The organism is Synechococcus sp. WH 8109 (assembly GCF_000161795.2).
Classification (GTDB): domain Bacteria; phylum Cyanobacteriota; class Cyanobacteriia; order PCC-6307; family Cyanobiaceae; genus Parasynechococcus.
The window spans coordinates 764948-790416 of sequence record NZ_CP006882.1 but is presented as its reverse complement, the minus strand read 5'-3'; the positions used below and the strand labels follow the sequence as shown (position 1 = coordinate 790416).

Annotated in this window: 26 protein-coding genes; 13 read left to right on the top strand and 13 right to left on the bottom strand. The window is 63.2% G+C overall.

Annotated elements, in window-relative coordinates:
• Nucleotides 1–5: 5 nt before the first annotated feature.
• Both Syncc8109_RS04245 and Syncc8109_RS04240 read right to left on the bottom strand, forming a co-directional pair.
• Entirely contained in the window at nucleotides 6–425 is a 420-nt protein-coding gene (locus Syncc8109_RS04245; RefSeq protein WP_006850033.1) for a hypothetical protein, read from the bottom strand.
• A 71-nt stretch (nucleotides 426–496) separates the two neighbouring features.
• Nucleotides 497–2146, bottom strand: a complete 1650-nt coding sequence (locus tag Syncc8109_RS04240; RefSeq protein ID WP_006850630.1) for an AarF/ABC1/UbiB kinase family protein — start codon at nucleotides 2144–2146, stop codon at nucleotides 497–499.
• A 50-nt stretch (nucleotides 2147–2196) separates the two neighbouring features.
• On the opposite strand from Syncc8109_RS04240, the gene Syncc8109_RS04235 reads away from it, so the two are divergent.
• Both Syncc8109_RS04235 and Syncc8109_RS04230 read left to right on the top strand, forming a co-directional pair.
• On the top strand, nucleotides 2197–3600 hold the full coding sequence (locus Syncc8109_RS04235; RefSeq protein WP_006850023.1) for an aminotransferase class I/II-fold pyridoxal phosphate-dependent enzyme: 1404 nt from the start codon (nucleotides 2197–2199) through the stop codon (nucleotides 3598–3600).
• Nucleotides 3601–3684: 84 nt separating this feature from the next.
• Entirely contained in the window at nucleotides 3685–4551 is an 867-nt protein-coding gene (locus Syncc8109_RS04230; protein WP_006850167.1) for a phosphatidate cytidylyltransferase, read from the top strand.
• A 6-nt stretch (nucleotides 4552–4557) separates the two neighbouring features.
• Here the strand turns inward: Syncc8109_RS04230 and Syncc8109_RS04225 are convergent, their stop codons facing one another.
• The 5 genes from Syncc8109_RS04225 to rimI all read right to left on the bottom strand — a co-directional run bounded on the left by Syncc8109_RS04225 (nucleotide 4558) and on the right by rimI (nucleotide 10366).
• Nucleotides 4558–5178 carry a DUF2993 domain-containing protein gene (locus Syncc8109_RS04225; protein WP_006850272.1) on the bottom strand — a complete coding sequence of 207 codons (621 nt, stop codon included), beginning with the start codon at nucleotides 5176–5178 and terminating at the stop codon, nucleotides 4558–4560.
• Nucleotides 5171–6037: an alpha/beta fold hydrolase gene (locus tag Syncc8109_RS04220; protein WP_006851005.1), complete on the bottom strand. Its 867-nt coding sequence runs from the start codon at nucleotides 6035–6037 to the stop codon at nucleotides 5171–5173. The genes Syncc8109_RS04225 and Syncc8109_RS04220 overlap by 8 nt, the downstream gene beginning before the upstream one ends.
• A complete protein-coding gene (locus tag Syncc8109_RS04215; protein WP_006851424.1) occupies nucleotides 6034–7134 on the bottom strand; it encodes an iron-containing alcohol dehydrogenase family protein in 1101 nt (366 codons plus the stop codon). The genes Syncc8109_RS04220 and Syncc8109_RS04215 overlap by 4 nt, the downstream gene beginning before the upstream one ends.
• The gene (locus Syncc8109_RS04210) at nucleotides 7134–9674 is read right to left on the bottom strand and encodes an ATP-dependent Clp protease ATP-binding subunit (RefSeq protein ID WP_006850860.1); all 2541 of its coding nucleotides are present in this window, start codon (nucleotides 9672–9674) and stop codon (nucleotides 7134–7136) included. The genes Syncc8109_RS04215 and Syncc8109_RS04210 overlap by 1 nt, the downstream gene beginning before the upstream one ends.
• A gap of 176 nt (nucleotides 9675–9850) precedes the next feature.
• Nucleotides 9851–10366: a ribosomal protein S18-alanine N-acetyltransferase gene (gene rimI / locus Syncc8109_RS04205; protein WP_006851611.1), complete on the bottom strand. Its 516-nt coding sequence runs from the start codon at nucleotides 10364–10366 to the stop codon at nucleotides 9851–9853.
• Between the two features lie 3 nt (nucleotides 10367–10369).
• Between rimI and lysA the strand changes: the two genes are divergently transcribed.
• From lysA to Syncc8109_RS04170, 8 genes are all read left to right on the top strand, one after another.
• Entirely contained in the window at nucleotides 10370–11749 is a 1380-nt protein-coding gene (gene lysA, locus Syncc8109_RS04200) for a diaminopimelate decarboxylase (RefSeq protein ID WP_006850656.1), read from the top strand.
• A 22-nt stretch (nucleotides 11750–11771) separates the two neighbouring features.
• Complete coding sequence (gene cdaA / locus Syncc8109_RS04195; RefSeq protein ID WP_006850432.1) at nucleotides 11772–12602, top strand: diadenylate cyclase CdaA; 831 nt, start codon at nucleotides 11772–11774, stop codon at nucleotides 12600–12602.
• Nucleotides 12599–13381, top strand: coding sequence for an isoprenyl transferase (locus Syncc8109_RS04190; protein ID WP_006850016.1), 783 nt, complete (start codon nucleotides 12599–12601; stop codon nucleotides 13379–13381). Before cdaA ends, Syncc8109_RS04190 begins: the two co-directional genes overlap by 4 nt.
• Entirely contained in the window at nucleotides 13378–14373 is a 996-nt protein-coding gene (gene bioB, locus Syncc8109_RS04185; protein ID WP_006850579.1) for a biotin synthase BioB, read from the top strand. Before Syncc8109_RS04190 ends, bioB begins: the two co-directional genes overlap by 4 nt.
• A 274-nt stretch (nucleotides 14374–14647) precedes the next feature.
• Nucleotides 14648–14818, top strand: coding sequence for a hypothetical protein (locus Syncc8109_RS12185; RefSeq protein ID WP_006851366.1), 171 nt, complete (start codon nucleotides 14648–14650; stop codon nucleotides 14816–14818).
• A gap of 65 nt (nucleotides 14819–14883) precedes the next feature.
• A complete protein-coding gene (locus Syncc8109_RS04180; protein WP_006851749.1) occupies nucleotides 14884–15852 on the top strand; it encodes a rhodanese-related sulfurtransferase in 969 nt (322 codons plus the stop codon).
• 48 nt (nucleotides 15853–15900) lie between these two features.
• Nucleotides 15901–16872, top strand: coding sequence for a DUF952 domain-containing protein (locus Syncc8109_RS04175; protein WP_006851792.1), 972 nt, complete (start codon nucleotides 15901–15903; stop codon nucleotides 16870–16872).
• 34 nt (nucleotides 16873–16906) lie between these two features.
• Complete coding sequence (locus Syncc8109_RS04170) at nucleotides 16907–17404, top strand: hypothetical protein (protein WP_006849907.1); 498 nt, start codon at nucleotides 16907–16909, stop codon at nucleotides 17402–17404.
• On the opposite strand, the gene lipA is transcribed toward Syncc8109_RS04170, so the two are convergent.
• Both lipA and recR read right to left on the bottom strand, forming a co-directional pair.
• Nucleotides 17389–18288, bottom strand: a complete 900-nt coding sequence (gene lipA, locus Syncc8109_RS04165; protein WP_006849632.1) for a lipoyl synthase — start codon at nucleotides 18286–18288, stop codon at nucleotides 17389–17391. The two genes, Syncc8109_RS04170 and lipA, sit on opposite strands and share 16 nt — an antisense overlap.
• Complete coding sequence (recR, locus tag Syncc8109_RS04160; RefSeq protein ID WP_025362207.1) at nucleotides 18285–18860, bottom strand: recombination mediator RecR; 576 nt, start codon at nucleotides 18858–18860, stop codon at nucleotides 18285–18287. Before recR ends, lipA begins: the two co-directional genes overlap by 4 nt.
• Before the next feature lie 107 nt (nucleotides 18861–18967).
• On the opposite strand from recR, the gene psbP reads away from it, so the two are divergent.
• Nucleotides 18968–19549, top strand: a complete 582-nt coding sequence (gene psbP / locus Syncc8109_RS04155; RefSeq protein ID WP_006851063.1) for a photosystem II reaction center PsbP — start codon at nucleotides 18968–18970, stop codon at nucleotides 19547–19549.
• Here psbP and Syncc8109_RS04150 read toward each other — a convergent pair whose 3' ends face one another.
• The 3 genes from Syncc8109_RS04150 to Syncc8109_RS04140 form a co-directional block, all read right to left on the bottom strand.
• Complete coding sequence (locus tag Syncc8109_RS04150; RefSeq protein WP_025362206.1) at nucleotides 19550–20494, bottom strand: LCP family protein; 945 nt, start codon at nucleotides 20492–20494, stop codon at nucleotides 19550–19552.
• Nucleotides 20495–20558: 64 nt separating this feature from the next.
• Nucleotides 20559–22658: a cation:proton antiporter gene (locus Syncc8109_RS04145; protein ID WP_025362205.1), complete on the bottom strand. Its 2100-nt coding sequence runs from the start codon at nucleotides 22656–22658 to the stop codon at nucleotides 20559–20561.
• A gap of 62 nt (nucleotides 22659–22720) precedes the next feature.
• Nucleotides 22721–24478, bottom strand: a complete 1758-nt coding sequence (locus Syncc8109_RS04140; RefSeq protein ID WP_045172712.1) for an ABC transporter ATP-binding protein — start codon at nucleotides 24476–24478, stop codon at nucleotides 22721–22723.
• Nucleotides 24479–24579: 101 nt separating this feature from the next.
• Here Syncc8109_RS04140 and Syncc8109_RS04135 point away from each other — a divergent pair, with 101 nt between their 5' ends.
• Nucleotides 24580–24774: a hypothetical protein gene (locus Syncc8109_RS04135; protein WP_006849594.1), complete on the top strand. Its 195-nt coding sequence runs from the start codon at nucleotides 24580–24582 to the stop codon at nucleotides 24772–24774.
• Nucleotides 24775–24777: 3 nt separating this feature from the next.
• On the opposite strand, the gene Syncc8109_RS04130 is transcribed toward Syncc8109_RS04135, so the two are convergent.
• Nucleotides 24778–25065 (bottom strand): RNA-binding protein, encoded by a 288-nt coding sequence (locus tag Syncc8109_RS04130; RefSeq protein WP_006850280.1) that lies wholly within the window; start codon nucleotides 25063–25065, stop codon nucleotides 24778–24780.
• 197 nt (nucleotides 25066–25262) lie between these two features.
• On the opposite strand from Syncc8109_RS04130, the gene Syncc8109_RS04125 reads away from it, so the two are divergent.
• A complete protein-coding gene (locus tag Syncc8109_RS04125; RefSeq protein WP_006850621.1) occupies nucleotides 25263–25457 on the top strand; it encodes a hypothetical protein in 195 nt (64 codons plus the stop codon).
• The last annotated feature ends 12 nt before the right edge of the window (nucleotides 25458–25469 follow it).

Below are 25469 nucleotides of genomic sequence, written 5' to 3'. Positions count from 1 at the left end.
AAGGCTCAGAAGAATTCGTCGAAGTTGTCGAAATCAACCGCTTTGAACTTGCCCGCTTCCACCTGCTGCATCAGGCGCTCCAGCTGAGAGAACAAAGCTCCACCGGTCAGCAGCGAGAGCAGCAGGGCCACCAGCAGGGCAGCGCCTGAGGCAAACCCGAAGATCTGAAGGCAGCAGCCGATGAACAGGGTCACCCCAATAAGGGTGCCGGCGTAGCTGAGGTTGATCTCGGCAGTCCCCAGGGGCATCAGGGGGAGCCGGTCCTGTTTCCAGCCATCCAGTTTGTTCTGTACCTGACGGCCGAAGGTAAGGCCGCAGAGCACACCCATCAACAAACCGATGCCTGCCAGCAGGTAGGGGGGCTGGGGCAGAGTCATCATCTGGAGCAGCTGCTCAAGCTCCTGGGCGCTGATCTCCTCAGGCATCGACGCCGATCTCAAAGAGCTGAGACCTTAGCGGTGGGTTCGACAATCTCGCTGGAGTCGTGATCTCATGATCACGCTGCCGCTAACGGGTTGAGACGCTGCAACAGGCCGCCGGCCAGACGCCCAGGGCCGAAGTTGCGTCCGAGCAAGCCGACTAGGGCACGCACGTCGTCGGTGTGCAGACGATCGTCACGGATCAGCGTCATCAGCAGACGCTTGCGCAGTTCAGCACCATCTCGGCTGAGCAGCAGCCGCAGGCCCGCTCCGGCCACAGGGATCAGTTCCTTGCCCGGAGCGGGAGCGTCCTGACCCACCACATCCAGCAAATTTTCCAGCCGATCCAGGCGCAGGCGACCTGATTCATCAAAGATCACCTCCAGCAGCTTTTCGCGCATCTCGCTGGTGTCTCCCGCCAACAGTCGACGGGCCACGTACGGATAGGCCACAGCAATGATCCGGAAGTTCGGATCCAGCCGCAAGGCAAGACCTTCCTGGCTGACGACGGCCCGAATGATCAGAGCGAAGCGCGCCGGCACCCGGAAGGGGTAATCGAACATCAGCTCCGAAAAGCGGTCGGTGATCGCCTTGAAGTTGAACGATCCAACCGAGTCGCCAAGGCTGCCGCCGAGCACCTCTTCTAGGGCAGGAATGATCGGCGTAAGATCGGCCGTGGGGCTGAGAAACCCGAGGGATTGGAAGTCCTTGGCCAACCCGGAGAAATCACGGTTGATCAGGTGCACCACAGCACCGGTGAGGGTGAGCCGGTCGCTGTCGCTGATGGAGTCCATCATGCCGAAGTCGACATACCCCACATGGCCGAGATCGCCGGTGCGACCCGGTAGGGCGAAGAGGTTGCCGGGGTGGGGGTCGGCGTGGAAGTAGCCGAACTCCAAGAGTTGCTGCAGACCGCAGATCACGCCGGTGCGGATCAACGCCGTTGGGTCAAGACGCTGGGAACGCAGCTGTTCGCTGTCGCGCATCTTGGCGCCATCGATCCATGTGGTGGTCAGCACCCGGGTGGAACTGAGCATCCGCTCCACCTTGGGGATGTAGACAGCGTCATTGTCCGCGAAAAGCGCCGAAAACCGCTCGGCATTGTCCGCTTCTAGAGCGTAATCGATCTCCTCGAACAGGCTGCGGCCGAACTCATCAATGATTCCGCCCAGCCCGAAACCAAGGTTGAGCGGCAGCAGCGGCGCCGTCATCACCCCCATAGCTCGGATCAACACCAGATCACGCCGCAGGATGAAGGTGAGATTGGGCCGCTGCACCTTCACCGCAACCCAGTGCTGACCCTGCAGACGGGCTTTATATACCTGGCCCAGGCTGGCGGCTGCGATCGGCGTGTCGGGAAACTCCTCAAACAACTCCTCGGCCGGAGCACCGAGTTCCTCGAGGATGCAAGCCAGGGCTATGGCATGGGGAAAGGCCGGCAGATCGTCCTGAAGGCGTGTCAGTTCCTCCAGCCAGTCCCGACGCACCAGATCAGGTCGGGTGGAGAGGGCCTGTCCCAGTTTGATGAAGCAGGGCCCCAGACCCGTCAGGGCGTTGAGAATGCGACGCGCCAGCCCCTGCTGAACGGCTGGGTCATTGCTGCCTCCACGCAGCAGCAGCACCAGCACCAGCCCCGCCAAGGACCACAGCACCTGAACAAGGCGCGGAATGGCGACCCAGGGACGCAACAGCAGCCAGCCGAGATCCCGCCCGGGGTCGTAACGCATCGCATCGCGCTTAGTACAGAGAGAGACTTTAAGGAGATCAGGGGGATTTGATGGCTCTTCTGCCCCAACTCACCCGTCGCCTCGGTCAGCCCCTCTTTCTGCCGGCCCACGGACGGGGGGCTGCCCTTCCGGATGGACTGCGTCAATTGCTGCGACGCCGCGCCGGCGTCTGGGACCTGCCGGAACTGCCAGCCCTTGGCGGTCCGCTGGAGGCGGACGGCGCCATCGCGGACAGCCAACGCTCCGCCGCGGCAGAGATGGGGGTGGCGCGCTGCTGGTACGGGGTGAACGGGGCCACGGGGTTGCTGCAGGCCGCACTGCTGGCCATGGTCCGGCCCGGAGAGCGGGTGCTACTGCCCCGCAACGTCCATCGCAGCCTGATTCAGGCCTGCGTTCTTGGGGACCTGCGCCCGGTGCTGTTCGATCTCCCCTTTCAAAGCGACCGGGGCCAGCCGGCACCGGCGGATTCGGCCTGGATCGAACGGGTGCTTCAGGCCCTGCCCCGCGATGGAGCACCCATCCGTGCTGCGGTTCTGGTGCATCCCACCTACCAGGGCTATGCCAATGACCCAACGGCGGTGATTCAACGGCTGCAGCAACAGGGCTGTTGCGTGCTGGTGGATGAAGCCCACGGCTGCCATTTCGCCGCTGGGGTGGACCATCCCCTACCCCCCAGCGCCCTGCACTGCGGCGCTGATCTGGTGGTGCATTCCCTGCAGAAGTCGGCTGCAGCACTGGCGCAAACGGCGGTGCTCTGGCTGCAGGGGGAGCGTCTGGATCCCGTGCGCGTGGAACGCAGCCTGGGCCTGCTGCAAACCACCAGCCCCAGCGCGCTGCTACTGGCCTCCTGCGAAGAAGCCCTTCAACACTGGCAACGACGCAAGGGACGCCGTCAATTGCTGCAGCGTTTGCAGGAGGCTGCAGCTCTCGCCGATGGCCTGCGTCACAGCGGCGTGCCTCTGCTGAGCAACCAGGATCCGCTGCGCCTGATCCTGCACACGGGGCAGGCGGGCATCACCGGCCTAGATGCCGACGATTGGTTCCTCCCCCGCGGGTTGATGGGCGAATTGCCGGAACCAGCCAGCCTCACCTTCTGCCTGGGGCTGGCATGCCACCGAGGGCTGAAACGACAGATGCGAAACCACTGGCAGAACCTGCTGCGGCACTTCCCCGATCGCCCTCCCTTGCCGGCGTTCGAAGCCCCACCGCTTCCGCTGGTCACCTCCACAGCCCAGTCACCGACCCAGGCCTGGACGGCGGAGCATCAGCTGGTGGGGTTGAAGGATGCGGAGGGGTGCATCGCGGCTGAATTGCTGTGCCCTTACCCACCGGGCATCCCCCTGCTAATTCCGGGCGAACGCCTCGATCGCCAGCGGCAGCGCTGGCTTGAACGCCAGCAGCTGTTCTGGGGAGACCAGATCCCCGACGCACTGTCTGTGGTGAGCGGGGGCTGATCTGGGACGGCAAAGGTGTCCTCAAGCCTCGAGATCACGACCAACAGCGATTGATAGTGTGAACCCAGGACGCCTCCAATCAGCGTGATCCGTGAGGTTGTCCTCGAACAGAGCCAAGCCCCAGCAGCCCGAGCAGCCCTGCGCAAGCGGTTGATCAGTGGCCTCGGTGTGGGCGGTTTTGGCCTGCTTGTCGTGAGCCTGGGGGGGTGGTGGTTCACCGCCGCGCTGGGGGGAATGGTGCACCTTGGCCTGCTGGAGTTCTTCCGGATGGCGCAATTCAAGGGAATTCGCCCCGCCACCAAAACCACCCTGGTGGCCTGCCAACTGCTTCTATTCACCACCCAGTGGGCGATCCAGGGCGGGCTGCCAGCTGATGTAGCCCATGCTGTTCTGCCCCTCTCTGGAGCCGCCATCTGCGGTTGGCTGCTGCTGCAACCGGTGACGGGTTCCATCGCCGACATTGCGGCATCGATCTTCGGGCTGTTCTACCTCGGGTTTTTGCCCAGCCACTGGCTGAGTCTGCGCGGTTTGGAAAACGGTCTGGAGATCACGCTGTCGGCCTGTCTGATGATCGTGGCCACCGACATCGGCTCCTGGGCAGTGGGACGGCGCTACGGGAGACGGCCCCTCTCACCGATCTCCCCCGGGAAAACCATCGAGGGGGCGATCGGGGGATTCATCTCGGCCATGCTGATCGGCCTGGTCTGCGGCCAGCTGATGGGCTGGGCGCTGCATGGCCTGCCGGGCCTGCTGCTGGGGGCACTAATCGCTCTTTTTGCCCTGGTGGGAGACCTGACGGAATCGATGATGAAACGCGATGCAGGCGTGAAGGATTCCGGTGACGTACTGCCCGGCCATGGCGGGATCCTGGACCGGATCGACAGCTATTTGTTCACCCCTGCTGTGGTCTTTTACGCGATCGCTCTGTGCCAACCGCTGTTAGCCCCATAAGCAGCGCTAAGGGGTGACGCTGGCCTGGCCTTTGAGAGCCAGCTGGCCACCCGCCAGCTGCACCTGCTCGATTCGAATGGCGGGGTCCATCGGCAGCAAGATGCGCGGTTCATCGGAGGTCTCCGGCCGGAAGCACAACGTTCCCTTCTCAGCATTGAGGCGGAAGCGACGGCAAACAGGGTCTTGATGGGCAGCGACGGGCACCTGTAATTCGAGCAGAGCCACGTCAATGCGAAGAGCCCCCAACGGGCTGAGCCCCATCAGCTGCTCAGCCATCCAGTCTCCGAGCCAGCGCCAGGGTTCGGCCAGCAAAGCGCTGTTGAGCTGAGGGCCGTTGAAGCTCACCTCGCCCGCCACCTGGAACGGCTGCTTCAGAGCCAGCATCTGACCGGGACTGAGCAGCTTCATGTCCACCGCAATCGGACCGCTGCGCAACTCAACGTGCTTCAAGGGCAGCCCCTGGAAACAGGCATCCCTCGCCGTGAGGGTCACACCATCCAGACGCCCCCGCAGCAAAGACCAGCTGGAGCCGTTCAGGGCCAGTTCGAGGCTGCCGATGGTGTCGCATTGGCTGCGAATCCACAGGCGCAGGGCCCCTGCCAGCAGATTGAGAACGGGATCAGCCATGGGTCAACAGCGCCTGACACCGTTCAGCCACCTTGCTGGGCTGATCGATATGGGGGAGATGGCCGCAGGAGGGGAAGGTCTCCACAGGCTGATCCAGCAAGGCCTGAAGCGCCTGCTTCTGCGGAGCACGCAAAATCCGATCCTTATCACCCCAGATCACGTGCAGAGATTGGGAGGGCAGGGGAGTCCCACATCCAGCGAAACCACCGCTGCGGGCGAAGGCCGCCAAGGCCTCAGCCCAGCCGGGGCATTGCAGGTGCAACGAGGCGATTTGCTCTTCCGGAGCACCCACATCCGCATCGGGATCAGCGAATGCCTGGCGACACAGCCCCCGCCGCACGCCAGGACGCCCCAGGAACCAGGCCCCAAAACGATCCAGCAAGGGGGGAACAGGCATCGGACGCCCTGTGAGACCGGCAGGAGCCAGCAGCAGCAGAGAAGCCACACGCTCGGGATGACGCCGGGCCAACTCAACGGCCACGGAGCCTCCCATTGAGGCCCCGATCAGGCCCAGGGGAGCATCGGTGGGAAGCCGCTCCAGCAGGGCATCAAGATGCCGCAACACAGCCTCTGGCCCGTAGGAGAGGCCCTGGGGACGCGGCGAAAAACCAAAACCAAACAGGTCGGGGATGAACAGCTGAAAGCGATCTGCCAGGAGGGGAGCCAGGCGCCGGTATTCGAGAAAACTGCTGTCGAAACCATGCAGCAGCAACAACGGAGAGCCCTGGCCGAGCATCGCCACCGGGAACGGATCGTCCACACCCAGAGCCGGCAACTTCAACCACTGCACCTCAGCGGACAGAGACTCGGCCTGCGGGTCAAGCAGAGCCGGCCGCAATTGATCCAGAAGCGTCTTCAAAGGCTGCTGGGGCTGAATTCCGCAGCACCCACAAGGGCTTCCAGCAAAGCACCAGGCGTCACAGCGAAGGGCAAATGATGCAGATCGGAACCATCACGGCAGGCGAAGCGACACACCTCCTGCAACTCACTGAGACTGGCCTGCGCCAGACCCAGATCATCAAGGCTGACAGGCAAACCAAGCTGCCGCAGCAATGGCAACAGCTGGCGGTGCGACTGGCCTGCAAGCCGGTTGCCGCCCAGACGTTCCTCCAAGCGAAGCTGCACAAGAATTCCGAAGCCCACCTTCTCGCCATGCAGAACGTGGTGACAGGCCTGCATCTGGGAGAGGCCGTTGTGAACGGCATGGGCCGCAACAGTGCGGCAACGGGCACCGCCCAGTCCTCCCATCACCCCAGCGGTGAGAGCACAGGCTTCGGCGATGCGCACCCAGGCTTCACTGTCTGGATCCTTCAGCGCCGTGAGGCTGTCGATCAGCAGTTGATCCCGCAGCACCCGTGCCATCTGTACTGCCTGCTGCACCAAACCATCGCTGCTGTCGCCGCTGCTCACCGAGGCTTCGTACCACTTCGCTAGGGCATCAGCGACTCCACTGGCCAGCGTGCGGGGTGGGGCTTGGCGCACCAGGCCGTGATCGAAGACAAGAAGATCAGGGCAGCGATCGAGGGCCACATCCCCTTCGAAAGCACCCTGAGGGGAATAGATGTTGGAGAGAGCCGTCCAGCCGGCACAGGTGGAGGCGCTCAGTGGAACGGTGATGCAGGGCAGGGAAAGGCGATGGGCAAGCAACTTGCCGGCGTCCAGTACTTTTCCGCCCCCTGCGGCCAAAACGGCGTCACAGCCCTGGGCTTCCGCAGCCACCCTCTGGAGATCCTGCTCACAGCAGTCGAACTGAAGCTGAGCCTGGAAAGTTTTAAGCCCCTGGGCCAGAAGATCCGACACTAAGCGCTGTCGCTGAACCGCAGTGGAAGCACTGCGACCCAGCACGAGCGGACGTGAGCAGAGAGATTTGATTTGAGGCAAGGACTCATCCCAAGCTCCATCCCCCCGCAAAACTCTGGCGGGGGCAATGGAGTGGGACGAGATGGATCGACCCATCAGACGCTGGCACCGGCGAGTTGCGGTGCCGTGTCCACCTGACCTTTGTGGCGGACCACCACCTTCTTGTTCTCATCAACATCTACTTCAGCGTGGTCGCCGTCCTTGATCCGACCCGACAGCACCTCTTCGGCGAGGGAATCCTCGAGAAGACGCATGACGGCCCGACGCAGCGGACGTGCGCCATATGCAGGGTTGTAGCCCTCCTCCACCAGGCGCTCCTTGAACGCATCGGACACGGTGAGGGTGATGCCCTTCTCGCCCATGCGGCCAAAGACCTCTTTGAGCATGATCTCGGCGATCTCCTTCACCTCGTCGCGGTTGAGCTGACGGAAGACGATGATTTCGTCGAGACGGTTGAGGAATTCAGGCCGGAAGTACTGCTTAAGCTCCTCATTCACCAGGGAACGGATACGGGTGTACTGAGACTCCTCAGCGCTTTCACCGGAGAACTCGAAGCCGAGGCCGCCGCCACCCTTCTCGATCACCTTCGAACCGATGTTCGAGGTCATGATGATCAGGGTGTTCTTGAAGTCGACCGTGCGGCCCTTGGAATCGGTCAGACGGCCGTCTTCCAGAAGCTGCAGCAACAGGTTGAACACATCGGGGTGTGCCTTTTCGATTTCGTCGAAGAGCACCACGGTGTAAGGCCGGCGACGCACCGCCTCGGTGAGCTGACCGCCTTCGTTGAAACCTACGTAGCCCGGAGGCGAGCCGATCAGCTTGCTGACCGTGTGGCGCTCCATGAATTCCGACATGTCGAGGCGGATCATCGCCTCCTCGCTGCCGAAGAAATAGGTCGCCAGAGCTTTGGTGAGCTCGGTTTTGCCCACACCGGTGGGGCCGGAGAAGATGAAGCTGGCGATCGGGCGGTTGGGGTTCTTCAAGCCGACACGAGCACGGCGGATGGCCTTGGACACCGCCTTAACGGCTTCGTCCTGACCAATCAGACGCTTGTGGAGGGTTTCCTCCATGTTGAGCAGCTTGACCGACTCGCTCTCGGTGAGCTTCTGCACCGGAACACCGGTCCAGGAGGCAACGATCTGGGCGATGTCCTCTTCGTTCACCATCGGTGAGCTGTCTGAAGCAGACGATTCGGCTGAAACTGTTTCACCGGATCCAGAGGTTGCGTCAGCCTTAACCTCATCCTTGTTGGCCTGAAGCAGAGAGCGGATCTGCTCCCGCAGTTCCACTTCCTTCTCGCGCAGTTCACCGGCCTTGGTGAAGTCCTGATCGCGGACGGCATCCTCCTTTTGCTTCTGGACCGAACGCAATTCCTTGTCCACTTCCTTAGCTGCGGGGGGCAACTTCGAATTGAGCAGACGCACGCGGGAACCTGCTTCATCGATTAGGTCGATGGCCTTATCGGGCAGGAAGCGATCCGATATATAGCGATCGCCAAGGGTTGCGGCCGCAACAAGGGCGTCGTCGGTGATCTTGAGGCGGTGGTGTTGCTCGTAACGCTCGCGCAGGCCGCGAAGAATTTCGATGGTGTCGTCGATGGACGGCTCACCCACATTCACCGGCTGGAAACGGCGCTCCAGGGCGGCATCCCGTTCGATGTGCTTGCGGTACTCGTCCAGGGTGGTGGCGCCGATGCACTGCAATTCACCGCGGGCGAGGGCCGGCTTGAGGATGTTGGCCGCGTCAATCGCCCCCTCAGCAGCGCCGGCACCGATCAGGGTATGCACCTCGTCGATCACGAGGATGACATTTCCGGCCGCCTTGATCTCCTCCATGATCTTCTTGAGGCGCTCTTCGAACTCACCTCGGTACTTGGTGCCGGCCACCAACAAACCAATATCCAGGGTCAGTACGCGCTTGTCTTCAAGGATGTCGGGAATGTCGCCCTGCTGAATGCGCTGGGCCAGGCCCTCAGCGATGGCGGTCTTACCGACACCCGGCTCGCCGATCAGAACGGGGTTGTTTTTGGTGCGGCGACCCAGGATTTGGATGACTCGGTCGATTTCGTTGTGACGCCCCACCACCGGATCAAGCTTCGCTTCGGTGGCGAGCTGGGTGAGGTTGTTGCCAAACTCGTCGAGGGTAGGGGTTTTGGTGGATCCCTTGGCACCACCGCCACCTCCACCGGCGGTGACTTCAGCGGTTTCACCCAGCATCCGAATCACTTGTGTGCGCACCTTGGCCAGATCGACACCGAGGTTCTCCAGCACGCGGGCAGCAACACCTTCACCCTCACGGATCAGACCGAGCAGTAGGTGTTCAGTACCGATGTAGTTGTGACCAAGCTGACGGGCCTCTTCCAGAGACAGCTCAAGAACACGCTTGGCGCGGGGAGTGAAGGGGATCTCAACAGCGACAAAGCCGGATCCACGTCCGATGATTTTCTCAACTTCAACCCGGGCATCCTTGAGGTTGACGCCCATTGACTTGAGGACCTTGGCGGCAACCCCTGTTCCCTCGCCGATCAGGCCGAGGAGGATTTGTTCGGTACCAACGAAGTTGTGACCAAGTCTGCGAGCCTCTTCCTGGGCCAGCATGATCACCTTGATGGCCTTCTCGGTGAAGCGTTCAAACATCGCTGGGCCAATGCAGTGATGTGACCAAGCTATCAGGGTTGAGGGACTGCTGCGAGTGTTCGGTTTGTTCGGTCACTTTCCAGTCTGAGACTGGCCTGACGCGCAAGAAAAATAACAATGAATCCCACAAGATTCACCGTTTTTTTTGTCTCCCAGGGACGGGAAACCGAACAACTTCAAACCGCCGACGTGGGCGACGGCGCTGACGAGATGCGACACCACTGAATAAGTGCGTCGCGACCATCGGAGTAGTACTCGGAACGGGTGCCTGCGGTGCGGAAACCGGCTTTGGCATAAAGCGCCAGAGCGGCAACGTTGTCGCTGGCCACTTCGAGGGTGGCGTGCACGGCACCCTGCTGTCGTGCCCGTTGCAACAGTGCTTTCAAAAGCACACCTCCATGGCCGCTGCGACGCCTGTCGGGATCCACAGCCACCGCAGTGATGTGCAGTTCATCGGCCACCATCCAGCCGCAGGCCACCCCCAACAGGGCTTCTGGCTGCACCAGACCGATGCAGAGGCGCCGGGGGTCGTCCAGCTCACGCCGCCATTGCTCTGCGGTCCAGAGGCCGTTGAGCGCCCGTTGATCGAGTGCCAGACAGGCTTGCTGCCAGGACGGGTCTAGACGCAGGATCTGCGCTGTCGGTATGCCCCCTGCAGGGTCGATTCCTAGATTGCCTTTCGACGCCGCCACTCCGTGACCCAAACCATCACCAGTCAACGGCCCTTCGAGGCCAACCGGGATGCGGAGAGCCCCAATCGCAACCTGACCCCGATCACCACAGAACTCGACGGCACCGACCGTCTTGTTGTAGGCGGGTGTCGTCTCAGCGATCTGGCCGAGCGATACGGCACACCGTTGTATGTGCTGGACGAAGCCACCGTTCGGGCCACGTGCCGGGCCTACCGCCAGGCCCTGGAAAAGCATTACGCCGGGCCATCCCTACCGATCTACGCCTCCAAGGCCAACAGCTCCCTGGTGATGAGCAGCCTTGCGGCCTCTGAGGGGCTGGGTCTAGATGCGGTGTCAGCCGGTGAACTGCTGACCGCACTGCATGGGGGAATGCCCGGGGAGCGCATGGTGCTGCACGGCAACAACAAATCCGACGAGGAGCTGCTGCTCGCCTACGCCAACAAGGTGACGATCGTTGTGGACAACCAGCACGATCTCGATCGCCTCGCCGAACTGGTGCCCGCTGGAGCCGAACCGGCTCGCCTGATGCTGCGCTTCACCCCCGGCATCGAGTGCCACACGCACGAATACATCCGCACCGGTCACCTGGACAGCAAGTTCGGCTTCGATCCTGACCAGGTGGAACCCGTACTCCGCAGCCTGGTGGGACAGCCCTGGTCTCAACTCACCGGGTTGCACGCCCACATCGGATCCCAGATTTTTGAACTCGAGCCCCACCAGGATCTGGCGGCGGTCATGGCCGACAAGCTGAAGCTGGCCCGTGACCTGGGGCATCCCGTGAGCGACCTCAATGTGGGCGGTGGCCTGGGCATTCGCTACGTGGAGTCAGACGACCCCCCGAGCATTGAGCAGTGGATCCAGGTGGTGGCCGAAGCCGTTACCAGCGCTTGTCAGGAACGGGGACTCGAGCTGCCGCGGTTGATGTGCGAACCGGGCCGTTCCCTGGTGGCGACCGCCGGCGTGACCCTGTATTCGGTGGGCTCGCGTAAAACGATCCCGAATGTGCGCACCTACGTGGCCATTGACGGTGGCATGAGCGACAACCCTCGCCCGATCACCTACCAGTCGCTCTACACCTGTTGCCTGGCCGATCGCCCCCTGGCCAAGCCAGACGAAAGCGTGAACCTGGTGGGAAAGCACTGCGAATCCGGCGATGTGTTGCTGAAGAACCTGGCCCTGCCTACCACTGAGAGCGGTGACATCGTCGCCGTGTTTGCCACCGGCGCCTACAACGCCTCGATGAGTTCGAACTACAACCGGATCCCGAGGCCCGCTGCCGTTCTGGTGCACGACGGAGCAGCTGAACTGGTGCAGAAGAGGGAGCAGCCGGATGACCTGCTGCGCTATGACGTTTTGCCAGAACGATTCAACGCGTTACGTTGACAGTAGTGATTAAAAGGGCGGAGTGAACGTGTTGGCGGTGGTGGATCCGCTCCTGGTGCTCGACGTTCTCTTTGCCTCTTCCATCGGCTTTCTGCTTTTTTCCCGCGTCAACGAGCAACGCACCCTCTGGCTGCTTCGGGGTTGGTTGTTTTTAGTGGCGATGGCCTGGTTCGTCCAGCGCTTCGCCAACCTTCCCCTCACCACAAAGCTGGTAGACGCGCTTGTCATGGCCTGTTCGCTCTCCTTGGCCATCCTTTGGCAGGGGGAGCTGCGGCGCCTGATGGAGCTGCTCGGGACCGGTCGTCTGGCCGTGTTGCTGGGCAATCCCCAGAAAGAGTTCAGCGCTTCGGCAGGCACCGTCAGCCAGATCACCGAGGCAGCAGGCCGGCTGTCGCAGTTGCGGCGTGGGGCCCTGATTGTGGTGGACCTGGGAAGCGACCTGAGGCCTGAAGACTTTCTCAATCCCGGCATCCCTATTGGTGCTGTGTTGAGTCGCGAGCTGATGCTCAACCTGTTTGCCGCCGACACCCCCCTCCACGACGGTGCCGTGCTGGTGCGGGGCAATCGCATCGAGTCGGCGGGGGTGATTCTTCCCCTTTCGAGGGACAGCGTGAGCCGTTTCGGCACCCGCCATCTGGCGGCCCTCGGGATTACCGAACGCTTCGATCGCTGCATCTGCATTGTTGTGTCGGAAGAAACTGGAACGCTGTCTCTGGCGAACCAGGGCAAGCTGGAACGACCGATCACCAGTTCTCGCCTCCAGGAACTGCTCAGGGAGCTGTTCAGCACCGCCGAATCGATGCCGCCAGCACGGCGTACGGTGGGTAGCGCTCCGTCCGAATCGCTGTCTTGAGCCGCCCTCCGGCCACCAGCACTGACACGGCCGATCGTTCGCTTCTGCCTGCGGACCTCGACCCGGGTCGGCTCCCGCAGCACGTGGCCTTGATCATGGATGGCAATGGTCGCTGGGCGAAATCCCGCGGTTTGCCCCGCGTGATGGGGCATCGGGCTGGGGTTGAAGCGCTGAAAGCCACCCTGCGACTGTGCAGCGACTGGGGGATCCAAGCCCTCACGGCCTACGCTTTCTCCACAGAGAACTGGTCGCGCCCAGGGGAGGAAGTGAACTTCCTGATGACCCTGTTCGAACGGGTGCTGCAGGCCGAACTGCAGGCGCTCGAGGCCGAACAGGTGCGGATTCGCTTTCTCGGCGATCTGAAGGCCCTGCCCCAGAAACTGCAGGAGCTGATTGCCGATGCCACGGCCAGGACGGCGGGCAACAACGGCATTCACTTCAACGTGTGCACCAACTACGGCGGACGACGGGAGCTGGTGCAAGCCGCTCAGCGTCTGGCCCAACGCGCTGCTGCCGGGGAGCTGGACCCCGACAACATCGACGAGAACAGCATCGCCGCCGAACTGTTCACGGCTGGCGAACAGGATCCCGATCTGTTGATCCGCACCAGCGGCGAACACCGGATCAGCAATTTCCTGCTCTGGCAACTGGCCTACGCCGAGATTCACGTCACCGATGTGCTCTGGCCTGACTTCAATGCCGATGCACTGAAAGCCGCCCTGCTCGATTTCCAACGTCGCCACCGCCGCTTCGGCGGTCTTGATCCGATCCGCCCATGACCCTCAGCATCCGCCACGACTGGACCACCGAGGAGATCCAGACCCTGCTGGAACTTCCGTTGATGGAGCTGCTCTGGCAGGCCCAAACCGTGCATCGGGAAGCCAACCCGGGCTACCGGGTGCAGCTGGCCTCATTGCTGAGCGTGAAAACGGGGGGCTGCGAAGAAGACTGTGCCTACTGCTCTCAGTCGATCCACAACAGCAGTGACGTGACGGCCTTTGAAGCCCAGATGCAGGTAGAGCCGGTGCTTCAGCGGGCCCGGGCCGCCAAGGAAGCCGGAGCTGATCGCTTCTGCATGGGCTGGGCCTGGCGGGAGATCCGCGATGGCGCTCCCTTTGAGGCGATGCTCGAGATGGTGCGGGGGGTGCGCGGCATGGGGATGGAAGCCTGCGTGACCGCGGGGATGCTCACCGACCAGCAGGCGGAACGTTTGGCCGAGGCCGGCCTCACGGCCTACAACCACAACCTCGACACCAGCCCCGAGCACTACGACCGGATCATCTCCACACGCACCTATCAGGAGCGACTGGAAACCCTGCAACGGGTGCGCAAGGCCGGCGTCACCCTCTGCTGCGGCGGCATCATCGGTATGGGCGAAACCCTGCGGGACCGCGCCTCCATGCTGCAGGTGCTGGCCAGCATGAACCCCCATCCCGAAAGCGTTCCGGTGAACGGTCTGGTGGCGGTGGAAGGCACCCCCTTGGAAGAGCAGGCTCCCTTCGAACCGCTAGAGCTGGTGCGGATGGTGGCAACAGCAAGGATCCTGATGCCCCATGCCCGGGTGCGGTTGAGCGCCGGCCGTGAATCGATGAGCCGGGAAGCGCAGATCCTCTGCCTCCAGGCGGGGGCCGATTCGATCTTCTACGGCGATGTTCTGCTCACCACCGGCAACCCGGACGTGGAGGCCGACCGCCAACTACTCGCCGATGCGGGGGTGACCGCCAACTGGCAGGAGGGCGCGGCGGCTCCGGCCAGCTGCTCCCCCCGCTGATCAGCCGCATCCATGTAACGATCGCCCCACTGGCACACAGGCTGAGTGGGCGCAGGGCTAGACCAGAAACAGCCCTTCGATGAGGCGCCGTGATTGATCCCGTCGTCATCCCCTCGCTGCTGGGTTTGTTTGTTCTCTCAGTGATTCTTGAAGCGATCAAGGACGACAAGCAGCGTCACCAACATCACCGCTATTGAGATCCAGCCGGACAGGTCCTGCGCGGACCATCCCGACTGTCACCAACCGGAAACACTGCACAAAACACTCATTGTGGGTGGCATCCCGGTTGAGCTACACCGTGCTGGTCTGTGGCTCAGCCATGAAGATCGACAGCGCCAACGCTCAACCCATGGGAAGCCTGATCTTTGAAGGAGGGCACAAGCCCTTCCATGCCCTGGCCTGTCCCCTGAAGCCGGCTTCGGTGCGCATCAGCAAGAAGGCTTGACGACGAACCACCGGGGGCAGGTCCCGGCCTGATGCAGGCTGGAGGACTGTTGAACCGATAACAGCGTGAACCCGAGCGACCTGGAGCCTGGGCTGGCGAACGACAGCCGACTCTTGGTGGCGGCGTTTTATGCCTTCACGCCCCTGGATGACGAGCGTCGGGAGACATTGCTGAGCAGCTTGCCGACCCTGGCCCGCAATGGCAGCGTGCTCGGCTCGGTGTTGGTGGCCCATGAAGGGGTGAACGGCACGATCAGTGGACCGGAATCAGCTGTTGATGCGGTGCTGGATCATCTGCGCGCTTCCCTGGTGCTGGGTGACGACCACTACGCACGGCTCGAGGTGAAGCGCAGCTGGGCCAACAAACCGGTGTTCCGCCGCTTCAAAGCCCGGCGCAAAAAGGAGATCGTGACCATCGGCGTGGCCAGCGTGGACCCCAGCGCCAGCGTGGGTACCTATGTGGAGCCCGAACACTGGAATGCCCTGATGGATGATCCCGACACCCTGGTGATCGACACCCGCAACAGCTACGAAACGGCGATTGGCACGTTTGAGGGGGCCATCGACCCCAGCACCGAGAGTTTCCGTGAATTCCCGCAATGGGCAGAGTCCACGCTGCGGCCCCTGATCGAACAGCAGGGCAGCAAGCGCATCGCCATGTTCTGCACCGGTGGGATCCGCTGCGAAAAAGCCAGCAGCTACCTGCAGCAAAAGGGTTTCGGGGAGGTGCACCACCTGCGCGGCGGCATCCTCAAGTACCTCGAGCAGGTGCCAGAGGCCGAGAGCCGCTGGCAAGGGGAGTGCTTTGTTTTTGATCAACGGGTGGCGTTGAACCATCGGCTGGAACCTGGAGAGCACAGCCTTTGCCACGCCTGCGGTCTGCCGGTGTCACCCCAGCAACGTGAACTGCCGAGCTACATCAAAGGGGTGCAGTGCGTGCACTGCGTGGTTCGCTTCAGCGATGCCGACCGGGAACGCTTCGCCATGCGGCAACGCCAGATCGACCAACACAACATCGACCAGCAGCAGGCCTGAGCAGTCAGTCCGCATCGGACAATCCCTGCCAGGGACCACCCCGATGCCGTGCTGCCGATCCTTTACAGCTTTCGACGCTGCCCCTACGCCATGCGCGCCCGCTGGGCGCTGCTGGAGGCAGGACTGTTGGTTCAGTGGCGGGAAATCGCACTGAAGGCCAAACCGGCTGAGATGTTGGCGGTCTCCCCTAAGGGCACCGTGCCCGTGTTGGTGCTGCCGGATGGCCGCGTGATTGAGGAAAGCCTGGCGGTCATGCACTGGGTCCTGGATCAGGCGGACCCTCGCGAGCTACGCAACGCCGGCGATGCCTCAGCGCTGATCCAGCAGAACGACGGCACGTTCAAACATCATCTCGACCGGTTCAAATACACCGACCGCTACCCCGGCACCAATAAAGAGGAACAACGCGCCGCCGGGCTGGCCATCCTTCAAAACTGGAACCTGAGGATCGCTGATCAGGGTTGGCTGCTGGGCGAGCGCTGCTCGCTGGCGGATGCCTCGCTCTGGCCGTTCGTGCGGCAGTGGCGCATCGCCGATCCCGAGGGATTCGACAACGACAACAGCCTGGAGGCGCTCCGCCACTGGCTACAGCGTTTCCTCGAGGATCCCCGCTTTGAGCGGCTGATGCAGCGGGCCGACCCCTGGAGTGCCGGGGGGCAACAACACCACTTCCCCGCCGATGCCGTGGCGGTGCCCCTGGATCAGCCCCTTTTTCACCTGGCCCTCAAGGCCGACTGGCAGGCCGCCCAGGCCAGCGACAGCTACCGCATCTCCACCCGGGGAATGAGCTTGGAGCAGGTGGGCTTCATCCACTGCTCCTGGCAGGAGCAGTGGCAGGCCACCTTTGAGCGGTTCTACGCCGACGCCGGCGAGGTGCTGCTGCTGGAGATTGATCCCGCCGCCGTGAACGCTCCCCTGCGGGCCGATGCCATCCCCACCGGCGAACTGTTCCCCCATCTCTACGGGCCGCTGCCTTTGAAGGCTGTGCGCTCGGTCGGCACCGTGCCCGCGGCAGCATGACTTGACGACCATGACCATGGCCAGATCCCGATAGATGCTTGAGCAACTGGAAGCCGAAGCCCGCGAACGGGACCTGCTGCTGAGGTTGCAGGTGGGCCGCCCCCTGGGGCTGTGGAGCCTGCGGCTGGTGGTGGCCCAGCAAGCCTCCAGCAGCAGCCTGCTGCTGCTGGGGGAAATGAAGGGATGGGCCTATCCATCCGCCACGGGCCTGCAGCTCGACACGATGCGGGTGATGCCGAAGACGCCTGCCGGCGTGGGTGATCTGATCTGGGCGGCAACCATGGCCTGGGCCCAAGAGGCCACCCCCTGCTCACGGGCCAGGTTGCTGGCCATCCGAGACGACGAGCAGCAGCACCGCCGGCTGGTGCGCTACTTCCGCCAACGCGGTTTCAGCAAAACTCGCGATGTGGAAGCGGCGCTCTGGGATCTGCCCCTGCGCATGGTCTGGGGCGGCGCCGGGGCCCTGATGAGCGGTGATCTGGGCACCGTGCTGGAGCGCAGCCTGCGGGGCTGGCGTCAGTCGGCGGCGTGATAACTGCTGCGCACCAGCGGACCACTGCGCACCTGGGCAAAGCCCAGCTCACGGGCCACCTCCGCCAGCTCATCGAACTCCTGGGGCTTCCAGTAACGGGCCACCGGAATGTGAACCAGCGAGGGGCGCAGGTACTGCCCCAGGGTGATCCGTTGGCAATCCACGGCACGGAGGTCGTGGAGGGTGGCGATCACCTCCTCGCGGCTTTCGCCCAAGCCGAGCATCAGGCCACTTTTGGTGGGGATCTCCGGTGCCAGCTCACGGGCGGCCGCTAGTAAACCGAGCGACCGCGCATAGGTGGCACCGCGACGCACCTCCCCCTGCAACCGCTGCACCGTTTCCAGGTTGTGGTTGAAGCACACCGGTTGGGCAGCGAGCACCGTGGCCAGCCGCTCCCGTTGAGCCGCCAACGCCTGATCGTGATTCGCCACGCCCCCCCAGAAATCGGGGGTGAGCACCTCAAGGGCGATCAGCGGATTGCGGGCTCGGATCGCCGCCATGGTGCTGGTGAACAGGCTGGCGCCGTGATCGGCGAGATCATCGCGGGCCACCGCCGTGAGCACCACATAACGGAGCTGCATCGCCTCCACGGCATCGGCCACCCGCTCGGCTTCAGCGGCATCCACCGGCATCGGGGCCTGGCCCTTGTCCACCTGGCAGAAGGAACAGCTGCGGGTGCAGATCGAGCCACCCAACAGGAACGTCGCAGTTCCGGCGGCGTAGCACTCGCCGCGGTTGGGGCAGCGCCCCTCCTCACAGATGGTGTGGAGGCGGTTCTGCTTCACCAACCCCTGCACCCGCTCCAGTTCAGAGGCATTGCCGATCGGCCGCCGCAGCCAGTCCGGCAGTCGCTCGGCAGGGGGGATGGCGCTGTACTTGCTCATACCGGCCGGCGCCCTTCCAAGGCCCTGCTCAGGGTGACCTCATCGGCGTATTCCAGTTCACTGCCCATCGGCAGGCCGTAGGCGATCCGGCTCACCGAGCAGAAGGGCTTGAGCAACCGCCCCAGATACAAGCTGGTGGTGTCCCCTTCCACGCTGGGGGTGAGGGCCAGGATTACCTCACTGATCTCCTCGTTGGTGATGCGCTGCACCAATTCGGTGACGTGCAGCAGCTCCGGGCCGATGCCGTCCATGGGTGAAATCAGACCTCCGAGCACGTGGTAGCGCCCCTGAAATTCGCGGGTGCGCTCCAGCGCCAACAGATCGCGGGAATCGGCCACCACGCAGATCACGCCGTTGCGGCGCTCGGGATTGCGGCAGATCTCACATTCGGGATCCGCGGAGAGGTGGAAGCAGGTCTGGCACTGGCCCACCTGGGTGCGGGCTGCCAACAGGGCATCAGCGAACTGATGGATCTGCTCCTGCGGTTGATTCAGCAGGTGCAACGCGAGCCGCTGGGCCGTGCGCGGGCCGATGCCAGGCAGACGCTCGAACTGATCAATCAGCCGAGCCAACGGTTTGGTGAAGCCGCTCAGGGATCTGCCGCCGATGCAGGAAATGTAGGAGTTGCAGAGATCATCTGCCGCAACAGTGGTCACAACCCTCAGGCCACAACGGCAGAATGGCCCGTGGATTGATCGCCCCGCTGATGCAGCTCCTCCAGTCTCTGAGTCGCGTGATCCTTTGCGGCGTTCTGGCACTGGTGCTGGGGGCCTGCGCGGCGGGACCAACGGCAGGGCTGCAGTCGTACCAGAGCCCGGATGGCCGTTTCGCCTTCCTCTATCCAACGGGTTGGACCGAGGTGCAGGTAAGCAACGGACCCCGGGTGGTGTTTCACGACCTCATCCACAGCGATGAAACCGTGAGCCTGATGATCAATAAGGTGAACGAAGACGACGAGCTGAGTGAACTGGGCAGCGCCGTTGCCGTAGGAGAGCGCCTGCGGCGTGAAGTGATCGCCACAGCCGGCAGCGGCCGCACCGCTGAGCTGGTGGAAGCGCAGGAGCGTGAAGTGAATGGCCACACTTTCTACGACCTTGAATACGCCGTGCACCTGGAAGACCGCGACCGCCACGAGTTGGCGACCGTCGTGGTGGACCGCGGCCGGCTCTACACCCTGGCCACTAGCGTCAACGAAGACCGCTGGGACAAGGTGGGTGACCTCTGCGGCCGGGTGGTGCGCTCACTGACCCTGCTGATCTGATCAGAACAGGAAGCGGAAACGCCGGCCGTTGGGGTCATCTGAATCGGCGCCAGTGCTCGAGTGCGCCGGCCACTCCGTATCCAGATAGCTGATGCCGTCGGCATCGAACGGAACCGCCCTCAGGCTGGTGGCCTTCAGCTCGGTGGTGCCCATGGCGGTGACCAACCCGCCCAGTTCCATTGGCCCCAGATCCGTCTCCAACGCCTGCCCCGCCGCAGTGATCAAGGCCGGCAGGCGGATCAGATTCTGCGGTTGTTTCATCTGCTCAAACAGCCCCTTCAGCGCCAGCTGCTGCCGTTCCAGCCGGCCGAAATCGCCGCGGCCGTCGTTGCGCCAACGCAGAAAACCCTCCAGATCCTTGCCTTTCAACAGCTGGGGTCCTGGCTGCAGATCGATCAACAGGTTCTGACTGCGATCGACGTAGTACAGGCGCTTGGGAACATCCACTTCGATGCCCCCCACCAGGTTGGCCAGGGTTTCAATCGCATCCAGGCGCACCACGATGTGATGACGGATCGGGCGGTTCATCAGGCGCGACAACTCCCGCTCCACCGCCTCCACACCGCCGTAGGCCATCAGCGCATTGAGCTTGATGCCGCCGAAGCCCTCGGCATCGATGTAGCTGTCGCGGGGGATCTGGGTGATCGACGTGGTGGTGCCATCCACCCGCACCGTGAAGATCACATCGGTGTTGCTGCCGGTGCGGTCCCGGCCCAGCACCACCACCTCCCTGGCCCCGAAGCCGGTCCACCCGGTAAACGGGTTGGCCAGCGGCGCGGGCTGAGGCAGGGCGAAGGGTTGATCTGCCGTGCTGGATGGCGCCGTGATCAACCGGCTCAGCGGAACCGAAAGAATCAGACCACCGCTGAGACCCGCCACCACAGCAGCAACCACCGGCCAATTGATGGCCTCAGATGACGCCTTAGCAGGGGGGGCTTGTGGCATGGAACACGTGCTATGCAGCATCTTGGCGTGCTCGTCCCATCTCGGGTAGAGGGGCAGACCTCTGTTAAACCAACGGATCGCTGATCACCATCGAGGCGCAGGGGAGCTGACGGATCAATTTGCTGGTGCGATCACTGCCGGGAATCGGCAGACCGGCAACCCGCCTGCGCTGGGTGCGCAGGATCACCAGATCGTGTTCGCGACTGAGGCGATGAATGGCCCCGTCGATGCCGGGCCCCCGCACGATCACGATGTGGAACCGCTCCTCCGGAATCCCCGGTGGGCGCCAGCGGATCAGCTGCTGTTCCATCCAATGACGGTCCTGGCCGCTGAAGCGGGGGTCGTGTACATGCAGCAGGGTGATCCGCACGCGCTGATCCTCCGGGGCTGAGTTGATCACCCGCAGCGCCAGTTCGAACTGCTCGCGGGCACTGGCGGAGAGATCTTTGATCGGAACGAGGATCCGGCCCAGGCCGTTATCGGTCTCACGGCCCAGATTCACCACCACCACCGGACAGTGGGCCGTGCGGCAGACCCCATCAACGATGTCGCCCATCAGCCAGGCCCGGAGCTGATCGCTGCGGGCTGCACCGATCAGCAACAGATCCGCAGCCTGCTCCAAGGCTGTGCGGCTCATGCCGCCGGCGATGTCTTCATCCAGCCGCAGCAGGCTGCGGGTGGGCACAGCCAACTGGGCGCCGATGCTCTCCGCCGTGCTGAGGCGTCCGCGCGCTGCCGCAACGGCCCGGTTCAAGCCACCGCGCATCTCCTCGAGGCTGGGATTCACCATCGCCAGGGGCAGCAGCACACCTTCAGCCCCCGATGAGCCCTGCACCAGACGAGCCGCCATGCTCAGCAACCCTTTCTCGGTGCTGGGGTTGGCCACCGGCACCACGATGCGCAGGGGGCGCTGCACCACCTCATTAACGCCATCCAGCACCGCCGCTTCTTCACCGAAGCTGACCGGCACCGCATCGGGGCTGGGATCCTTGAGCCGGGTCACCGACTGCTCGGTGAGGATCGGTCCCAGGGTGGCCGTCACCACCATCACCGCCAGCACGCTGTTGAGCACGGTCTGATTGAGCAGGCCCGCCTGATAGCCAATGAAAGCGGTGGCCAGGGTCGCCGCCACCTTGGGCATCGTCAGCGACCACATCATCAGGATCTGGGCGCGGCGATAACCGAACAGCCGACCGCTGAACCACGACGCCAGGCCCTTGCCGCCGATGGCGCCCACCAGCATCAGCGCGGTGAACTGAAAGTTGCCCAGGCTTTCGCCAAGGCTGCCCAGATCCAGCAGCAAGCCCAGATCGATGAAGAAGATCGGGATGAACAGCACGCCACCCACAAAAATCACCTGCTCCTTCACCCGGCCCTCGGGCAACACGGAATTCACCGCCAGACCAGCCAGGAAGGCGCCGACGATCTTCTCGACGCCGGCCAGCTCAGCCCCGAGGGAGGCCAAGAACAGGGCCACCAGAACAGCGAGCACCATCCTGTTTTCATCGCTGATGCCCCTCAGCACCAGGCGCCGGCCCAGCCAGCGGATGCCGATCACCACCACCAGAGCGAAGCCACCGATCTTTAGCAGCAGCAGGCCCAGCCCCAGTCCGCTGAGGCTGCCCTGGCCCAGCCCCAGCCCCACCGCCAGCAGCAGCAGAGCCACGATGTCGGTGAAGATCGTGCTGCCCACGCTCACCACCACCGACTCATCCTTCTGAGCGCCATAACTGCGCACGATCGGGTAACCCAAGGGGGTGTGGGTGGCCATCAGGGCGCCGAGCAACAGGCACGACACCGAGGCGAAGCCCGCCATCAGGCCGATCGACACTCCCGTGCCCACACCGATTAACAGGATCAGCAGGCCATAGATGAACGAGCGGCGTTTGACCCGGTTGAACTCCTCGAGGTCGATCTCCAGCCCCATGGTGAACAGCAGATACACCGCCCCGAGATCGGAAAGCAGCCGCACCGTTTCGCTGCTGCTGTCGACCCAGTTCAAGGCATGGGGGCCCACCACCACACCAGCCGCCAGCAACCCCACCAGGTCGGGCAGACCCAACCGCCGAATCAAAGGCGGCACAGCCGCACTGATCGCCACCAACATCGAGAACACCCCGAGGGGGTGATGCATGACGTGGCTGATCGAGGCCTGCATGGCCATGGCTGCACCGCCGGCTTGCGGACCCAGCATGGTCGCGGGATCTGCCGGCAACAACAGCTGCTTCAGGAAGCGATAAGCCCTTCGCCGGCCTGGACCTGCCAGAGGTTGGTGTAGATCCCGCCCTGGTCCACAAGGCTGTCGTGGCTGCCCTGCTCCACAATCCGGCCCTGGTCCATCACCACAATCCAATCGGCATGGCGCACAGTGCTGAGCCGGTGGGCGATTACCACGGTGGTGCGGTGCTGAGTGATCTGTGCCAAGGAGCGCTGGATGGCGGCTTCGGTGTCGTTGTCCACAGCAGCGGTGGCTTCATCGAGCACCAGCACCGGCGCATCCTTAAGGATGGCGCGGGCCAAAGCGATGCGCTGACGCTGTCCGCCGGAGAGCCGCTGCCCCCGCTCCCCCACCAGGGTGTCGTAACCCTGGGGCAAGGCGTCGATGAAGCCAGCGGCTTCCGCCAGGCGAGCGGCCTGCTCAATAGCCACCGGATTGGGATCTGCTACGCCATAGGCGATGTTTTCGGCCACAGTGCCATGGAAGAGGTAAACGTCCTGACTCACCAGGGCGATGCAGCGGCGCAGGTCCTGCAGTTGCAGGGTGTCGATGGGGACTCCATCCAGACAGATGCGTCCGCCATTGCGCTCATACAGCCGCAACAACAGCTTCACCACGGTGCTCTTGCCAGACCCCGTCGCCCCCACGATGCCGAGGGTCGATCCCGCTGGCACGGTGAGATCGAAGCCCTGCAGAAGCGTTGATCGGCCGGCATAGGCGAAATCCACCGCTTCAAAGCGAATCTCGCCCAGGAGCCGCTGCGGATCCACCGGCACCGTTCCTCCCTGGATTACCACCGGCGTATCGATCAGATCAAGCACCCGTTGCGTGGAGGCCATCGAGCGCTGGTACTCATCGAGGGTGCGGCCAATGGCGGTTAACGGCCAGAGAAGCCGCTGGGTGATGAACACCAGAACGCTGTAGGTGGCCACAGGCAGTTCCCCGGCCAGGGCCTTGAACCCACCGATTAACAGAATCGCCAGGAAGGCGAACAGAATCGCGAAGCGAATCAAGGGAATGAAGGCCGCCGAGAGACGAATCGCCCGGGCATTGCTCTGGCGGTAGGCCAGGCTTTCCGCCCGCAGCCGCTCCAGTTCCAGACCCTCAGCGGTGAAGCTCTTGATCGTGAGCATCCCCCCCAGATTGTTGGCGAGCCTGGAGGCGAGGTCGCCAGCCCGGGCCCGCACCTCCCGATAGCGCGGCGCCAGCTGGCGCTGGAAATGCAGCGATCCCCAGAGAATCACCGGAATCGGCAAATAGGCGAACAGGGCCACCTCCGGCGCCACCATCGCCATGCCGATGCCCACCACCAGCACGGTGGTGATCAACTGCAGGATCTGGTTGGCACCCCGATCCAGGAACCGTTCGAGCTGGTTGATGTCGTCATTGAGCACCGCCATCAGGCGACCGGTGCTGTCCTGCTCGAAAAAGGCCAGCTCCAGCTTCTGCAGATGGTCATAGGCCTCGAGCCTGAGGCTGTGCTGGGTGGTTTGCGCCAGGTTGCGCCAGAGCACGTCGTAGAGGTATTCGAACAGCGACTCCGCCGCCCAAATCAAAAAGGTGAGCAGGGCCAGACCCCACAGTTGCTGGCCGGCGGTCCTCAGACCGAAACCCGCCAGCACAGATTGCTCCTTGAGTAACACCACATCAACGGCCAGGCCAATCAAGATCGGTGGGGCCAGATCGAACAGCTTGTTGAGCAGGGAGCAGATCACCGCTGCAACCACCAGGCGGCGCTGCGGCGCCAGATGGCGCAACAACCGCATCAAGGGGGAGCGATTTGCTGAAGCTTTCCTGAGGGTTCGTTCCGACACGGTTTTCACCCCTGAAGACGCACTACAACGGAACCACAATTGAAGGAGGTGCCATGAGCCGATCAAGGTCGTTCAACCGCTTTCACCGCTACCTGGCGCGGCAGAAACGCCGTGGACTGCGGGCTGTCTTGCCCCAGTTCCAGGACGCCCGTGAGCATCAGGAAAGCCCAGCCAACAGCAGCGATGGTGTGCTGCGTCGGCTGAGCTTGCGTGAAATGGAATTGGACCTGATGGAGGCCGAGGCCTGAGCCTCAGCCGCGGTAACCGCCGCCGCCACCACGGGGGCCGCCGGAGCGCTCCCGAGGGGTGGCTTTGCTCACGCGGATCATGCAGCCCATCCACTCCACGTCCTGAAGGTCATCGATGGCTTTCTGCTCATCGGCATCGTTGACCATTTCGACGAAGGCGAAACCGCGTTTGCGGCCGGTCTCACGATCCAGGGGCAGGCTGCAGTTCTTGACCTCGCCGTACTCACTAAAGAGATCGAAGAGGTGCTCCTGCTCCGCCTGGAACGAAAGATTGCCGATGTAGATGGTCATGGACCGTGGAACCGTTGAACGTGCTCAGTCGCTTGAGCTGGTTCCGAAAGCTCGGAAAGGGCCAGTGCTCAAGCTTGAACCCGATGACGTTACAGGGCAGTCGCACGAATCAACACAAAAAAAAGAAGCAATTGCGAAGACTCGCCAGCAACCGAGCCATTCACTCCATTGTCAGAAGTCCCTGACGCAGGAGAGAGATGACATTCGACAGCCTTTGTTTCCAGGTTCTGAGCTGGACCGCCGATGGAGAGCTGGATCCAGTGGACAAACTTGTGCTGCTCAACAACTTGATCCGGCAGGGCACGCCGAGCGAGCAGATCGAGTTGATTCAGGTGGTGGAGAAATTGGCGCTGCTTCAGCCCGAGGCCACCGTTCAGGTGAGCTATCTCTGACGGTTTTTGATC

Excerpts from the sequence above, each read along its gene's own strand:
- Syncc8109_RS04245 (WP_006850033.1), bottom strand. The coding sequence starts at position 425 with ATGCCTGAGGAGATCAGCGCCCAGGAGCTTGAGCAGCTGCTCCAGATG.
- Syncc8109_RS04240 (WP_006850630.1), bottom strand. The coding sequence starts at position 2,146 with ATGCGTTACGACCCCGGGCGGGATCTCGGCTGGCTGCTGTTGCGTCCC.
- Syncc8109_RS04235 (WP_006850023.1), top strand. The coding sequence starts at position 2,197 with ATGGCTCTTCTGCCCCAACTCACCCGTCGCCTCGGTCAGCCCCTCTTT.
- Syncc8109_RS04225 (WP_006850272.1), bottom strand. The coding sequence starts at position 5,178 with ATGGCTGATCCCGTTCTCAATCTGCTGGCAGGGGCCCTGCGCCTGTGG.
- Syncc8109_RS04215 (WP_006851424.1), bottom strand. The coding sequence starts at position 7,134 with ATGGGTCGATCCATCTCGTCCCACTCCATTGCCCCCGCCAGAGTTTTG.
- Syncc8109_RS04210 (WP_006850860.1), bottom strand. The coding sequence starts at position 9,674 with ATGTTTGAACGCTTCACCGAGAAGGCCATCAAGGTGATCATGCTGGCC.
- bioB (WP_006850579.1), top strand. The coding sequence starts at position 13,378 with ATGACCCTCAGCATCCGCCACGACTGGACCACCGAGGAGATCCAGACC.
- Syncc8109_RS04170 (WP_006849907.1), top strand. The coding sequence starts at position 16,907 with ATGCTTGAGCAACTGGAAGCCGAAGCCCGCGAACGGGACCTGCTGCTG.
- lipA (WP_006849632.1), bottom strand. The coding sequence starts at position 18,288 with ATGAGCAAGTACAGCGCCATCCCCCCTGCCGAGCGACTGCCGGACTGG.
- psbP (WP_006851063.1), top strand. The coding sequence starts at position 18,968 with ATGGCCCGTGGATTGATCGCCCCGCTGATGCAGCTCCTCCAGTCTCTG.
- Syncc8109_RS04150 (WP_025362206.1), bottom strand. The coding sequence starts at position 20,494 with ATGCCACAAGCCCCCCCTGCTAAGGCGTCATCTGAGGCCATCAATTGG.
- Syncc8109_RS04145 (WP_025362205.1), bottom strand. The coding sequence starts at position 22,658 with ATGGCCATGCAGGCCTCGATCAGCCACGTCATGCATCACCCCCTCGGG.
- Syncc8109_RS04140 (WP_045172712.1), bottom strand. The coding sequence starts at position 24,478 with ATGCGGTTGTTGCGCCATCTGGCGCCGCAGCGCCGCCTGGTGGTTGCA.
- Syncc8109_RS04135 (WP_006849594.1), top strand. The coding sequence starts at position 24,580 with ATGAGCCGATCAAGGTCGTTCAACCGCTTTCACCGCTACCTGGCGCGG.
- Syncc8109_RS04130 (WP_006850280.1), bottom strand. The coding sequence starts at position 25,065 with ATGACCATCTACATCGGCAATCTTTCGTTCCAGGCGGAGCAGGAGCAC.
- Syncc8109_RS04125 (WP_006850621.1), top strand. The coding sequence starts at position 25,263 with ATGACATTCGACAGCCTTTGTTTCCAGGTTCTGAGCTGGACCGCCGAT.